This is a genomic window from Rhizobium moroccans, from assembly GCF_057559155.1.
Genome location: NZ_JBHFJG010000008.1, coordinates 59939 through 73363, shown reverse-complemented (window position 1 = coordinate 73363; position 13425 = coordinate 59939). Strand labels below are relative to the sequence as shown.

The 13425-nt window shown below is 60.7% G+C and carries 13 protein-coding genes and 1 riboswitch; of the genes, 9 read left to right on the top strand and 4 right to left on the bottom strand.

The window, feature by feature from the left end; translation table 11 throughout:
- Positions 1-105: 105 nt before the first annotated feature.
- From nrdF to nrdH, 4 genes are read right to left on the bottom strand one after another with little or no spacing between them, the layout of a single operon-like run.
- A complete protein-coding gene (nrdF, locus tag ACE04I_RS05950) occupies positions 106-1095 on the bottom strand; it encodes a class 1b ribonucleoside-diphosphate reductase subunit beta (RefSeq protein ID WP_046793284.1) in 990 nt (329 codons plus the stop codon).
- 15 nt (positions 1096-1110) lie between these two features.
- Positions 1111-3264, bottom strand: coding sequence for a class 1b ribonucleoside-diphosphate reductase subunit alpha (gene nrdE / locus ACE04I_RS05945; RefSeq protein ID WP_046793283.1), 2154 nt, complete (start codon positions 3262-3264; stop codon positions 1111-1113).
- Positions 3252-3659: a class Ib ribonucleoside-diphosphate reductase assembly flavoprotein NrdI gene (nrdI, locus tag ACE04I_RS05940; protein WP_046793282.1), complete on the bottom strand. Its 408-nt coding sequence runs from the start codon at positions 3657-3659 to the stop codon at positions 3252-3254. The genes nrdE and nrdI overlap by 13 nt, the downstream gene beginning before the upstream one ends.
- A 12-nt stretch (positions 3660-3671) precedes the next feature.
- Positions 3672-3896, bottom strand: coding sequence for a glutaredoxin-like protein NrdH (gene nrdH, locus ACE04I_RS05935; RefSeq protein WP_046793281.1), 225 nt, complete (start codon positions 3894-3896; stop codon positions 3672-3674).
- A 251-nt stretch (positions 3897-4147) separates the two neighbouring features.
- A riboswitch (cobalamin riboswitch) is annotated at positions 4148-4372 on the bottom strand.
- 172 nt (positions 4373-4544) lie between these two features.
- Here nrdH and aztD point away from each other — a divergent pair.
- The 9 genes from aztD to ACE04I_RS05890 all read left to right on the top strand — a co-directional run bounded on the left by aztD (position 4545) and on the right by ACE04I_RS05890 (position 13423).
- Positions 4545-5777, top strand: a complete 1233-nt coding sequence (aztD, locus tag ACE04I_RS05930; protein WP_487206742.1) for a zinc metallochaperone AztD — start codon at positions 4545-4547, stop codon at positions 5775-5777.
- Positions 5778-5900: 123 nt separating this feature from the next.
- Positions 5901-6179: a DUF982 domain-containing protein gene (locus tag ACE04I_RS05925; RefSeq protein WP_046793279.1), complete on the top strand. Its 279-nt coding sequence runs from the start codon at positions 5901-5903 to the stop codon at positions 6177-6179.
- A 109-nt stretch (positions 6180-6288) separates the two neighbouring features.
- Positions 6289-7020, top strand: coding sequence for a FadR/GntR family transcriptional regulator (locus tag ACE04I_RS05920; protein WP_046793695.1), 732 nt, complete (start codon positions 6289-6291; stop codon positions 7018-7020).
- Complete coding sequence (locus ACE04I_RS05915) at positions 7017-8603, top strand: ABC transporter substrate-binding protein (protein WP_046793278.1); 1587 nt, start codon at positions 7017-7019, stop codon at positions 8601-8603. Before ACE04I_RS05920 ends, ACE04I_RS05915 begins: the two co-directional genes overlap by 4 nt.
- A gap of 66 nt (positions 8604-8669) precedes the next feature.
- A complete protein-coding gene (locus tag ACE04I_RS05910; RefSeq protein ID WP_046793277.1) occupies positions 8670-9629 on the top strand; it encodes an ABC transporter permease in 960 nt (319 codons plus the stop codon).
- A 3-nt stretch (positions 9630-9632) separates the two neighbouring features.
- Positions 9633-10508, top strand: coding sequence for an ABC transporter permease (locus ACE04I_RS05905; protein WP_046793276.1), 876 nt, complete (start codon positions 9633-9635; stop codon positions 10506-10508).
- A gap of 18 nt (positions 10509-10526) precedes the next feature.
- Positions 10527-11444 carry a dihydrodipicolinate synthase family protein gene (locus tag ACE04I_RS05900; RefSeq protein ID WP_046793275.1) on the top strand — a complete coding sequence of 306 codons (918 nt, stop codon included), beginning with the start codon at positions 10527-10529 and terminating at the stop codon, positions 11442-11444.
- Between the two features lie 8 nt (positions 11445-11452).
- Positions 11453-12469 (top strand): ABC transporter ATP-binding protein, encoded by a 1017-nt coding sequence (locus ACE04I_RS05895; RefSeq protein ID WP_046793694.1) that lies wholly within the window; start codon positions 11453-11455, stop codon positions 12467-12469.
- Positions 12470-13423 (top strand): ABC transporter ATP-binding protein, encoded by a 954-nt coding sequence (locus tag ACE04I_RS05890; RefSeq protein WP_046793274.1) that lies wholly within the window; start codon positions 12470-12472, stop codon positions 13421-13423.
- Positions 13424-13425: the final 2 nt, after the last annotated feature.

Sequence of the window (13425 nt, the reverse complement as noted above, 5' to 3'; positions counted from 1 at the left end):
CGCACTTCCTCACGGGTGTTGGACGCAGGCACTTGCGATGGTGCCGCATGCCAAGCCCGGCGTCTACCATCACATTTGGCGTAGCCGAAGCGATGCTCCCTCCGATCAGAAATCCCAGTCCTCGTCCTCGGTCGCGACCGCCTTGCCGATAACGTATGAGGAGCCGGAGCCGGAGAAGAAGTCGTGGTTCTCGTCGGCGTTAGGCGAGAGGGCAGAGAGGATAGCCGGGTTCACCTTGCAGGCTTCCGGCGGAAACAGCGCCTCGTAGCCGAGGTTCATCAGCGCCTTGTTGGCGTTGTAATGCAGGAATTTCTTGACATCCTCCGTCAGCCCGACGCCGTCATAGAGCGCTTCGGTATACCTGGCTTCGTTGTCGTAGAGCTCAAGCAGAAGATCGAAAGCAAAATCCTTGATCTCCTGTCGGCGCTCCTCGGAAATCCGCTCGATGCCTCGCTGGAACTTGTAGCCGATATAGTAGCCGTGCACCGCCTCGTCGCGGATAATCAGGCGGATCATGTCGGCCGTATTGGTGAGCCTGGCGCGGCTCGACCAGTACATCGGCAGGTAGAAGCCGGAATAGAACAGGAAGCTTTCGAGAAAGACCGACGCGACCTTCTTCTTTAGCGGATCACTTGAGGCATACTGTTCCATGATCAGCGCAGATTTCCTCTGCAGGAATTCGTTTTCCTCCGACCAGCGATAGGCGTCGTCGACATCCGGCGTCGAGCAAAGGGTGGAGAAGATCGAGGAGTAGGAGCGCGCATGCACCGCTTCCATGAAAGAGATGTTGGAAAGCACCGCCTCCTCGTGCGGCGTTGCGGCATCGGCCATCAGCTTCACCGCGCCGACGCCGTTCTGGATCGTGTCGAGAAGAGTGAGGCCGGTGAAGACGCGGATGGTGAGTTGCTGTTCCTCCGGCTTCAGCGCCGCCCAGGACGGGATATCGTTGGAAAGCGGCACCTTTTCGGGTAGCCAGAAATTGCCGGTCAAGCGGTTCCAGACTTCCAGGTCCTTGTCGTCCTCGATGCGGTTCCAGTTGATGGCGCGCACGGCCGCTGCTGCCTTGGCAGGCTTGCTTTTCACTTGGATATTCATGTTTCTCACCGGATATCAGAGGGCGCAGGAGACACAGCCCTGCACTTCCGTGCCGGACAGCGCCATCTGGCGAAGGCGGATGTAGTAAATGGTCTTGATGCCCTTCTTCCAGGCGTAGATCTGCGCCCGATTGATGTCGCGGGTGGTCGCCGTGTCACGGAAGAACAGCGTCAGCGACAGACCCTGGTCGACATGCTGGGTCGCCGCCGCATAGGTGTCGATGATCTTCTCCGGACCGATCTCGTAGGCATCCTCGTAATATTCGAGATTGTCGTTGGTCAGATAAGCGGCTGGGTAATAGACGCGGCCGATCTTGCCCTCTTTCCGGATCTCGATCTTCGAGACGATCGGGTGGATCGAGGACGTCGAGTGATTGATGTAGGAGATCGAGCCGGTCGGCGGCACGGCCTGCAGGTTCTGGTTATAGAGCCCGCCTTCCATCACCGCCTGCTTCAACGCCCGCCAGTCTTCCTGGGTCGGGATGGCTATACCGGCCTTTTCGAACAATACCGCCACGCGTTCCGTGGCGGGCATCCACACCTGCTCCGTGTACTTGTCGAAATATTCGCCGGAAGCATATTTCGAGTTTTCGAAGCCCTTGAAGCTGGCGCCGCGTTCGACCGCCAGCCGGTTCGAAGCGCGGATGGCGTGGTAGGTCACCGTGTAGAAATAGATACTGGTGAAATCGACACCTTCCTCGGAGCCGTAGAAGATGCGCTCGCGGGCGAGATATCCGTGCAGGTTCATCTGGCCGAGGCCGATCGCATGGCTTTCGTCATTGCCCTTGGCGACGGAAGGAACCGACGTGATCTTGCTCATGTCGGATACGGCCGTCAGCGCCCGAATGGCCGTCTCGATCGTCTTGCCGAAATCGGCCGAATCCATTGCGGCGGCGATATTCAGCGAGCCTAGATTGCAGGAGATGTCCTTGCCCATGTGGCTATAGGACAGATCGTCGTTGAAGGTACTCGCCTCGCTCACCTGCAGGATTTCCGAGCAGAGATTGCTCATGGTGATGCGGCCTAAGATCGGGTTGACGCGGTTCACCGTGTCCTCGAACATGAGATAGGGATAGCCGCTCTCGAACTGGATCTCGGCGATCACCTGGAAGAAGTCGCGGGCCTTGATCTTCCTCTTGGCGATGCGGCTGTCGGCCACCATCTCGCGATATTTTTCCGTCACGGAGATTTCGGTGAAGGCCACGCCATAGACGCGTTCGACGTCATAGGGCGAGAACAGGTACATATCCTCGTTGTTGCGGGCGAGTTCGAAGGTGATGTCGGGAATGACGACGCCGAGGGAGAGCGTCTTGATGCGGATCTTCTCGTCGGCGTTTTCGCGCTTGGTATCAAGGAAGCGCATGATGTCGGGATGATGAGCGTGGAGATAGACCGCCCCCGCGCCCTGGCGCGCGCCGAGTTGGTTTGCGTAGGAGAAACTATCCTCCAGGAGTTTCATCACAGGGATGATGCCGGAAGACTGGTTCTCGATGTGCTTGATCGGCGCACCGGCCTCGCGGATGTTGGTGAGCGACAAGGCGACGCCGCCCCCGCGCTTGGAAAGCTGCAGCGCCGAATTGATCGAGCGACCGATCGATTCCATGTTGTCCTCGACGCGCAGCAGAAAGCAGGAGACCAGTTCGCCGCGCTGCTTCTTGCCGGCATTGAGGAATGTCGGCGTCGCCGGCTGGAAACGGCCGGAAATGATCTCGTCGACGAGATCACGGGCAAGGGCCTCACTGCCGCGCGCAAGTGCCAGCGCCACCATGCAGACACGATCCTCGTAGCGCTCCAGGTAGCGCTTACCGTCGAAGGTCTTCAGCGTGTAGGAGGTGTAATACTTGAAAGCACCGAGGAAGGTCGGAAAGCGGAACTTCTTCGCATAGGCGTGGTCGAACAGATCGCGGACGAAATTAAAGGAATACTGGTCCAGCACCTCCTGCTCGTAATAGCCCTCGGCGACGAGATAATCGAGCTTTTCCCTGAGATTATGGAAGAAGACGGTGTTCTGGTTGACATGGCTGAGGAAATACTGTCGCGCGGCTAGCCGGTCCTTGTCGAACTGGATTTGCCCCTGCTCGTCGTAGAGGTTCAGCATGGCATTAAGCGCATGGTAGTCGTGCGCGGTCTCGGCCGTCTTTGCGGGCCTTTCAAGCGTTAGCGTGTCCAAAATCGTTCCAATCCATGTCTGACGTTCACGACATCCTCCTGCGTGCCCAGAAGCTCGAACCGGTAAAGATACGGCACCTGGCATTTGGCGGAGATGATGTCGCCGGCGATCCCGAAGGTCGCTCCGAAATTGCTGTTGCCCGCGGCGATCACGCCGCGAAGGTTTGCGCGGTTTTCAGCATCGTTGAGAAAGCGGATCACCTGTTTTGGAACGGCACCCTTCACACCCCCTTGACCGTCTTCGCCGCAATAGGTCGGCACAACGAGAACAAAGGCTCCTTCGACCTTCAGCGCCTCATCAGCACGAAGAGGAATGCGCAAAGCCGGGACGCCGAGCTTTTTGACAAAGCGGTGGGTGTTTTCCGATCGGCTGGAAAAATAGACGATCTCGCCCATTACACGGCATCTTCAGGCTGCAAGCGCGCTGATCATGTCCGGGCGGAAGCCGGCCCAATGCCGTTCGCCGGCGATGACGACGGGAACCTGGCGATAACCGAGACCCTGGACGAGTTCATAGGCTTCGGCATCGGCGGAGACGTCGACCACGGTATAGTCGACACCCTGCCGGTCGAGCGCGCGTGTGGTAGCAGCGCACTGGACGCAGGCCGGCTTGCTGTAGACGGTGATTGTCATTTGTAATCCTCGTATCTTGGATAAGGGCGTGCGAACTCGTTCGGGCATCCGCCGATGTCCGAGCGAAGGAGTTGGAAAATGAAGGCAGCCGTAGCCGATTGCCGGGCGCTATACGCCCGTCACTCGCGCCGGTGCGGATTGGAACTCATAGACATAAGACTTCCCCCGAAGTGGCTTTGCGGCGCGTTCGGGAGCGGTGTGCGCGAGCACATACCCACGCATCATCGCGACCCTCCGGACACCCCCGCCCGTGGACGTTCAAGTTCGAGGCAGGTCTCCTGGCTTGCGGGTCGCGGCATCCGTTTTCACCTTCCCAGGACCTCACGACCCCAGTGGCTTTTCTGAACGAACGCTCGCCGCTTACAGTTGCGGGGGCAGCTCCGGCATTGCTCGGCCCATCATGGACGTCACGCACCGTATTCCCGTCTTAGCTCCCGATCTTGCGAATCGGGAGAACCTCGAACACTAGATATAGTAGCCGAGGTTAAATTTACGTCAATAGCTTCGATGCCGCGCTTTCTTTTTCGCGACAACAGCGCCCGTCATGTTTTCCCTTTTTTCAACCGGGGCCCGCCTGCCTTCTGGACAAGTGGTTCGTAACTTTATAACAGAAACTTCGTAATGTTATTACATTCAAGAGGAGCAACCATGTCCCGCCCCGTTTCGAGCGCCACCCTCAGGGTGGCTGCCTTCACCTCCACTGCCCTGCTTGCATTTCCGTCATTCGCGGAAGAGGCCGAAAAGGAAAGCTGGAGGCTTTTCATCGCAGACCATACGCTCCCCGTCGTCCGCGCCGTGGATGTCGAGAGCGGCAAGGAGCTCGGCCGGTTCGACCTCGAGGGATATGCCGCGCTTTCGCTCAGCGAATCGGGCAAGACCGTCTTCGCCGTACAGGGCGACAAGAACATCGTCCACGCCATCACCACCGGCATATCGCTCTCCGACCATGGCGAGCACCGGGATATCGAGATTTCGGAGCCGAAGCTCCTGACCACGACGATCAAGGGCGAGAAGCCCGGCCATGTGGTGACCCATGGCGACGACGTGGCGGTATTCTACGACCGCACCGCAAGGTTCGATCTGCTCAAGGAAAGCGCTTTGAGCGAAGGCCATGCCGATATCAAGGCCTTCGATACCATTGCCGCCCATCACGGCGTCGCCGTGCCGATGGGCAACCACCTCCTGGTGTCGGTGCCGAACACGGATGCCGCGGTCAAGGAGGGCGAACTGCCGCCGCGGCTCGGCCTGCGGGTCGTGGACATCGAGGGCAAGCAGGTTGGCGAAGTCGCGCCCTGCACCGCGTTGCACGGAGAAGCGACGTCCGCGCGGCTGGTGGCCTTCGGCTGCGAGGAAGGCGTACTTGTCGTGCGCCCCGGCGGCATGGACGGTCCGGAGCTTGAAATGCTCGCCTATGGCGACGCCCTGCCGAAGGGAAAGGTCTCGACCCTGCTGGGCGGCACTTCCATGCAGTTCTTTCTGGGCAACTATGGCGAGGACAAGGTCGTGCTCATCGATCCGGATAGCGATGAACCCTACAGGCTCGTCGAACTGGCCACGAGGCGCGTGGATTTCGTGCTGGACCCGGCCAAGCCGCGCAATGCCTATATCCTGACGGAAGACGGCAAGCTGCATCTTCTCGACGTCGTCAGCGGCGCTGTCACCAAATCCGAGACGGTCACGGAACCCTACAGCAAGGACGGCCATTGGCGCGATCCGCGCCCGCGCCTTGCAGTCGCCGGCGACCGCATCGCGGTTACCGATCCAAGACACAGCCTCGTCCGCCTCGTCGATAGCGAGACGTTGAAGGAAGCGCGGACCATTCCGGTGGAAGGTCAGCCCTTCGCGATCGTCGCGGCAGGCGGTTCCGGCGCGACGCACTAAAGCCCGCCCAATCCGTCAATCCGCAAGGGACGCTGGTCTGATGACCGGCGTCCCTTCGTGCATAGGCGCCCTTAAGCGAACTCACCGCCGTTCCGGCATGCATTTTGCAACGCCATCGTCGTCATGGTGAACAAGCGGCAAAAAGTCCCGAAATCGGACAGTCTGCATCGGTTCCGCTCTGTTGGGGTGGCGGTGCACGGCCCGGTATTGTGCCGAATCGTCAATTCCGTCGAGGACGCAGCCCACCTCCTGCTCCGCGATTGGCCGCTGGACGACGGCGACGAATTCTATGTAGCCGTCAAGGCCTGTCTGGACGGGCTGCACGGTGAGATGCCGGCTGCGGAGGTAAGGGCTGCCTTCGTGGCGGCCGCGCGGGAAGCCAATCTTAGCGTCTTCGCCTGATCGTCTTTCAACCATCTCCCCAGGGTTCTCTACTTTTCGTGTCCATTTGACAGATATCCTACAAGTGGATATGTTTCGGAACATGGCCGCCAATCTGGATGGAACCTGCATGACGCTCAAGACGATGAAGCCTTTGATCCGCGCGCCTTTGTTGCACGTTTCCGTCCAGGAGAGCCTCCGGGCCTATATCGCGGATAACGGGCTGCAACCGGGCACCTTGCTGCCGGCGGAAGGCGAACTTGCCCAGCAGCTCGGCGTCAGCCGCAATTCCCTGCGGGAGGGCATCAAGGCGCTGGAATCACTCGGTGTCCTCGAAACGCGCCGCGGCGTCGGCATTTTCGTAAAGGCGTTCTCTTTCGAGCCGCTGCTCGACAATCTCGCCTATGGGCTCGGCGGCGCTCTCCGGCAGATCGAAGAGGTCATCGAGATCCGGCGCACGCTCGAAGTCGGCCTGATCGGCAAGACGATCGAGATGATCGGCGAGGACGATATCGCCGAACTGCGGGGAACCGTGAACCGCATGGGCCTGCATGCGCAACGGGGGGAATCCTTTGCCGAAGACGACCAGCTCTTCCATCGCCTGCTCTTTCGCTGCCAGGGCAACGAGACGCTTGCCCGACTGATCGATGTGTTCTGGCTCGCCTTCTACAAGGCGTCCGATTTCGTGAATCTCGACAATCTCGACCCGATCGGCACCTGGAGGGATCACGCCGCGATCGTCGATGCGGTGGAGGCCAGGAATGTCGAGGAGGCCAAGCTGCGCCTGGATCGCCACTACGAAGGCATTTCCAGGGTGATTGCCAACAACAAGACGAATTCAAATGTGGGAGGAACACAATGAATCGACTGACCAGACTCTCGTCGGCCCTCGCCGTGGCCGCAATGATGGCGACGACCGCCGTTCCGGCATTCACCGCCCCGGCGAAGGCTGCAACGCTTTCCGGTGGGTTCGACGTCGGGCCCGGCGGCTTCCAGGGCAATTTCAATCCGCTGGCTGCGACCAGCGGCTTTACCTGGCTCAGCACCTACTACGAGCCGCTCATCGCCTATGACGAAAAGCTCCAGAAGGTGGTGGGCGTACTGGCCTCGTCCTATCAGGTCAGCGACGACCAGCGCACCTACACTTTCAAGCTCGCGGATGCGAAATGGCACGACGGGCAGCCTTTCACCGCCAAGGATGCGAAGTTCACCATGGAACTCGCCAAGGACGCCAAGAGCGGTTCGGTTCTCGCCGCCCGTCTGAAGGCCGTCTCTTCGGTAGAGGCGCCCGATGACAAGACGCTGGTCGTCAAGCTGGACGCTCCTTCGGCCAGCCTTCTCGACACCATGACCAAGGTCATGATGCTTCCCGAGCACGCGTTGTCGAAGATCCCCGCCGATCAGCTGGCCAAGAATACCTGGTGGTCCACATCCCCGATCGGAACCGGACCGTTCAAGTTCAGCAAATATGTCACCGACCAATACGTGGAGCTGACCGCCAATACGGATTATCGCGGCGGCAAGCCGGTCCTGGAAAAGCTCATCAACCGCTATTTCGCGGACCCCGCCGCTGCGATCGCCGCTCTTCGTGCCGGCGAAATCCAGTTCACCTATGTCGACTCCAACGATGTTCCGACCTTCAAGGATAATGACGCCTTCAAGGTCATCGAAGGCGATTCCTTCGTGGTCAACTACCTCGGCTTCAACCACGATTCACCGATCTGGAAGGATCTCAAGATCCGCCAGGCCGTGATGCATGCAATCGACCGCAATGCCATCATCCAGAGCCTTTACGGCGGAGCGGCCAAACAGGCCAATTGCGCCTATGTCGCCGATCAGCTCGTGCCAAAGGACGTCGATCCCTATGCCTACGATCCGGAAAAGGCCAAGCAATTGCTGGAGGAGGCCGGCTGGGCGGAGATCAACGGCGACAAGCCGATCACCCTGTTGACCTACTATACCACGCCGCTCGCAGCCAATGTCATGGCGGCGGTTCAGGCCATGCTTGCCCAGGTCGGCATCAACGTGACACCGCGCGCGGTGGACACGCCAACCTATAACAGCATCGTGCTCAATCCCACGCCGGACGTATCGCAGTTCCAGATGGTCTTTGCGGGACTGCAGAACGGGCCAGATCCGGGCAGTATCAATGTCGGCCTCAACGAGAAGCAGATCCCGCCGGCCGGCCCCAACGTCGTGCGCGCCCGCATGCCCGATCTCACCGCCGCGCTCGACGCAGCCCTTGGCGAGACCGATCTCAGCAAGCGGACCGAACGCTATCAGGAGGTCTGCAAGGTGATGAACAGCAAGCTTCCCTGGGGCACGCTCTGGGTCGCCAATCGCTATGGAGTCGTCTCATCCAAGGTGAAGGACTTTATCTGGACGCCGGCACCCGGCGGCGGGCCCTATCAGGCCCATCCGGAAAAATGGTCGCTGGCCGAGTAAGCCCAAAAATAGCACCAGAACGGGTGGCGCGGGCTTGCCGACGCCACCCCCACGGGATTGATTTTCATGCTCAGCTTTACGTTCCGGCGCCTATTGATCGGATCCGGCATGCTGCTCGCGCTCAGCCTGCTGATCTTTATTCTGCTGCGTCTCACCCCCGGCGACCCGATCGATGCCTATATCGATCCGAACGTGCCGATGTCGCCCAGTGACCTTGCGCAATTGCGCATCCAGCTCGGCCTGGATCAGCCGCTGCCCTTCCAGTATCTCGCCTGGCTCAAGGAAGCGGTTACCGGCAATCTCGGCTATTCGATCAAACGGTTCGACCAGCCGGTTCTCGATCTGGTGCTCTCCCGCATCGGCCCCACCGTGCTTTTGATGGGATCGGCAATCGTGATCGCCGTCGTTGCCGGCATTGCGATCGGCGTGGTCAGTGCCGTGCGCCGCAACTCGGTATTGGATATCTCCTTTTCCGTCTTCGCGCTCGCAGGCATTTCAAGTCCCGCGTTCCTGAGCGCGCTGATTGGGCTTTATATTTTCTCCGTCCGGTTCAACTGGATGCCATCCGGCGGAATGTTGACACCGGGGGCGGAATTTTCGATCGGCGACCTGCTGCATCATCTCATCCTGCCCGCTTCGCTTCTCGCCATTGCCCAGGCGGCACTCATCACCCGCTACATGCGTGCCTCCCTATTGGAAGTGCTGAACCAGGACTATGTGCGCACCGCCCGCGCCAAAGGCGTCTACGAGTTCTGGGTGATCACCAAGCACGCGCTGCGCAATGCACTACTGCCGGTCGTGACGCTGATCGGCTCCACCATCGGGCTCGCGATCGGCGGCGCAATCTTCATCGAAAGCGTGTTCAACTGGCCGGGCATGGGGCTGCTGCTCGTGGATGCGGTGGAAACCCGCGACTACCCAGTCATCATGGGTGCTACGCTGGTGATCGGTGCCTGCGTCATCGTCGTCAATCTTCTGACTGACATTACTTATGCGGTGATCGATCCGCGCATCAAGGTGGGGTGATCCATGCTCGCTCGCACTCCCACCCGCAGCCCCGGCCCGATCGCCCGTGCCCTCGACCGCTTCGTGACCAACCGCGTCGCGATCTTCGGCGTCTGCCTGATCGTACCAATACTCGTGCTGATCCTCTCCTATCCGTTGTGGTGGAGCTTCAGGCCGAATGATATCGATCTTCTCGCCATGAACAGCGGCCCGACGGCCAAGCACTGGTTCGGCACCGATGGCGTTGGCCGCGACGTCTTTGCCCGTGTTCTCGAAGGCGGCCGCATATCGCTGCTTGTGGCGATCGGCTCCACGGCGATCGCTGCCGTCATCGGTTTTCTCGTGGGCGCGATCTCCGCTCTTGCCGGCCGATGGGTTGACGCCACAACCATGCGCTTCGTCGACTTGGTGATGACGCTGCCGCCCGTCATCTTCCTGCTGGTTCTCGCCTCCATAGCCGGCACCGGCATCTGGCCGACGATCCTGGTGATTTCGCTGCTTTCCTGGCCCCTATTGGCGCGAATGATACGCTCGCGGCTCCTCGAACTTCGCGAGCGTGATTTCGTGATGGCGGCAAGGGGCATGGGTGCCGGTCTCCCGCATCTCCTCTTCCGCCACGGCTTGCCGAACTCGATCGACATCCTCGTCGTCTTCGCGACTCTGCAGATCGCCAATGCCATCCTGCTCGAGGCCGGCCTCTCCTTCCTCGGTCTTGGGATCGCTCCGCCGGCTGCAAGCTGGGGAAACATGCTGAACGCGGCCCGCTCCACGGCCGTGCTCGAGCAATATCCCTGGCAGTGGCTGTTTCCCGGCGGGGCGCTCGTCACCGCCGTTCTTGCCATCAATTTCATCGGCGACGGGCTGAGAGACGCCTTCGATCCCCGCGCCGAACTCCACTGACAATCGAAAGAAAGCAAAATGACCAAATTCAAAGGTGTTGTTCCTCCCGTCGTAACGCCGCTCAACCAGAATTTCACGGTCGACTATCCCTCCTATACGAGGGTTCTGGAGCACTTGATCGAAGCTGGCTGCCATGGCCTTTTCGTGCTCGGCTCGACGAGCGAGGTGATCTTCCATGACGACAGGACCAGACAGGAAATCATCGAGCATTCAGCCAAGGTCATCAATGGCCGCGTGCCACTGATCGTCGGCGTGATCGACCCGACCACCGACCGCGTCATCCATCACGCCAAAGTGGCAAAGGCTGCGGGCGCCGACGCTGTCGTGGTGACGGCGCCGTTCTACACCGTCACGAGCCAATCCGAGATCGTCGACCACTTCCGTTACATTCGCGACGCCGTCGACATACCGCTGATTGCTTACGACATCCCGGTCTGCGTGCATGTGAAGTTGCAGCGCCAGACGACAGTCACCCTTGCCCGAGAGGGAACGATCATCGGCCTCAAGGACTCCAGCGGAGACGACGGCAATTTCCGCTATGCGCTGCTCGATCTGGCCGACAAAAAGGACGTCTTCCTGATGACCGGATCGGAAATCGTCGTCGACAACGCGCTGCTCATGGGTGCTCACGGCGTCGTTCCCGGCGTCGCGAATGTCGATCCGCATGGCTATGTGCGCCTCTGGAACGCCGCCCAAAGCGGCGACTGGGGAGCAGCTCGCAAAGAGCAGGAGCGGCTTTGCCGCCTCTTCGAGATCGTCTGGGTGGCGCAAGGGCGCGTCAGCGGAGGCGCGTCAGGCATCGGCGCATTCAAGGCGGCCATGAAGAGCCTCGGCATCATCGATACCGCCGTGATGCCCCGCCCGCGCGCTGCGCTCAACGAAGCCGAAACGGCAAGGATCAATGAGATCCTTCGAGCAACGGGCCTCCTGTCCTGATGAGCATGATGCAACCGGCAGCCGAAACCATACTGGATATCAAGGGACTGCGGACCGTCTTCCGTATCCGCTCCGGCGAGGTGACGGCGGTCAACGATGTCGATCTCGCCGTCGCCGCCGGCGAGACGCTGGCGCTTGTGGGTGAATCCGGCTCCGGAAAGTCGGTGACCAGTCTTTCGGTCATGCGCCTGCTCACCCGCAATGTCGGCGCGATCGCCGCGGGCAGCATCTCTCTGAGGCGCAAGGACGGCGCCGTCATCAATCTGGTCGAGCTCGACGACGGCAGGATGCGGGAAATCCGCGGCAACGACATCGGCATGGTCTTCCAGGAACCGATGTCGAGCCTCAACCCGGTCTATACGATCGGCGATCAGATAGCCGAGCCCATCCGCATCCATCGCCGGGCGAACCGGAAGACTGCGATGGATGCGGCGATCGGCCTTCTGGAAAGCGTCGGCATTCCGGATGCCAAGCGTCGCGCCGGCCAATATCCTCACGAACTTTCAGGCGGCATGCGCCAGCGCGCCACCATCGCCATGGCCCTTTCCTGCGATCCGACGCTGCTGATCGCGGATGAACCGACGACCGCGCTCGACGTGACCATCCAGGCGCAAATCCTCGACCTGTTGCAGAACCTCCAGCGCGAGCGCGGCATGGCCATGCTGTTCGTCACGCATAACCTCGGCGTGGTCGCGGAAATCGCCCATCGGGTAGCGGTCATGTATGCTGGCAGGATCGTCGAGACGGGGCCCGTGAAAGAGGTGTTCCGCAATCCAAGGCATCCCTATACGATGGGCCTCCTCGCCTCCATGCCGAAGCTCGGCGATGCGACCCGCATGAAACAGGCCGGCGAAAAGCTCGCCGCCATTCCAGGCGTCGTGCCGAGCCTGATGACCATGCCGAAGGGCTGCGCCTTCTCTCCTCGCTGTCGGTTCGCGATCGATGCCTGCCGCGCCGCCGTCCCCCCGTTGGCGAAGGTCAATGCCCGGCACGAGAGCCGCTGTATCCGCTGGCAGGAGATTTAAATGAGCGAACCACTCCTCTCCGTCCGCGATCTTGAAAAACACTATACTTCGCGTGGCACAAAGCTCACCATCCTGCAGGGCATCTCGTTCGATATCGGCAAGGGCGAGGTCGTGGGGCTCGTCGGAGAATCCGGCAGCGGCAAGACCACGATCGGCCGCTCGATCCTGCGTCTTATAGAACCTTCCGCTGGCAGCATCCGTTTCGACGGGACAGAGATCACCGCGCTTTCGGGATCGGCAATGCGGCGGACCCGACCGCGGATGCAATACATTTTCCAGGATCCGTTCGCGAGCCTCTCGCCGCGCATGACGATCGGGGAGATTTTGACGGAGGGGCTGAAGATACAGAACATCGGCACGCGCAAGGAGCGGCTGGAGCGCGCTCGCCAGGCGCTCGAACGGGTGGACCTGCCGGCGGATGCGATCAACCGCTACGCCCATGAATTCTCCGGCGGCCAGCGTCAGCGGATCGGCATCGCCCGTGCGCTGACGCTTGGTCCGGAATTCATCGTGGCCGACGAGCCCGTCTCGGCGCTCGACGTTTCGATCCAGGCCCAGGTCATCAATCTGCTGCGCGACCTGCAGCAACGCCTCGGCCTCACCATGCTGTTCATCAGCCATGATCTCGCGGTCGTCGAATATATCTGCGACCGGGTGATCGTGCTCTATCTCGGGCGCGTCATGGAGATCGCCTCGAGCGCCGATCTCTATGCCAGACCGCAGCACCCCTATACCCGCGCGCTGCTTTCGGCGATCCCTTCGCCCGATCCGGATGTCCGGCGCGACCGCCAGATCCTGAAGGGCGATATTCCAAGCCCCGCCAATCCGCCGAGCGGCTGCGTCTTCCGCACCCGCTGTCCCCATGCGCTTCCCGCCTGCGGCGAGGCGGTGCCCGAGCTCAGGCAAACCGCGCCGGGGCATTTCAAGGCCTGCATCCGTGACGATCTAGATTGAAG

Coding starts and splice junctions, on each gene's coding strand:
- nrdI (WP_046793282.1), bottom strand. CDS start 3,659: ATGGGCGAGATCGTCTATTTTTCCAGCCGATCGGAAAACACCCACCGC.
- ACE04I_RS05925 (WP_046793279.1), top strand. CDS start 5,901: ATGGTGAACAAGCGGCAAAAAGTCCCGAAATCGGACAGTCTGCATCGG.
- ACE04I_RS05895 (WP_046793694.1), top strand. CDS start 11,453: ATGCAACCGGCAGCCGAAACCATACTGGATATCAAGGGACTGCGGACC.
- ACE04I_RS05900 (WP_046793275.1), top strand. CDS start 10,527: ATGACCAAATTCAAAGGTGTTGTTCCTCCCGTCGTAACGCCGCTCAAC.
- ACE04I_RS05915 (WP_046793278.1), top strand. CDS start 7,017: ATGAATCGACTGACCAGACTCTCGTCGGCCCTCGCCGTGGCCGCAATG.
- ACE04I_RS05890 (WP_046793274.1), top strand. CDS start 12,470: ATGAGCGAACCACTCCTCTCCGTCCGCGATCTTGAAAAACACTATACT.
- ACE04I_RS05920 (WP_046793695.1), top strand. CDS start 6,289: ATGACGCTCAAGACGATGAAGCCTTTGATCCGCGCGCCTTTGTTGCAC.
- nrdF (WP_046793284.1), bottom strand. CDS start 1,095: ATGAATATCCAAGTGAAAAGCAAGCCTGCCAAGGCAGCAGCGGCCGTG.
- ACE04I_RS05905 (WP_046793276.1), top strand. CDS start 9,633: ATGCTCGCTCGCACTCCCACCCGCAGCCCCGGCCCGATCGCCCGTGCC.
- aztD (WP_487206742.1), top strand. CDS start 4,545: ATGTCCCGCCCCGTTTCGAGCGCCACCCTCAGGGTGGCTGCCTTCACC.
- nrdH (WP_046793281.1), bottom strand. CDS start 3,896: ATGACAATCACCGTCTACAGCAAGCCGGCCTGCGTCCAGTGCGCTGCT.
- ACE04I_RS05910 (WP_046793277.1), top strand. CDS start 8,670: ATGCTCAGCTTTACGTTCCGGCGCCTATTGATCGGATCCGGCATGCTG.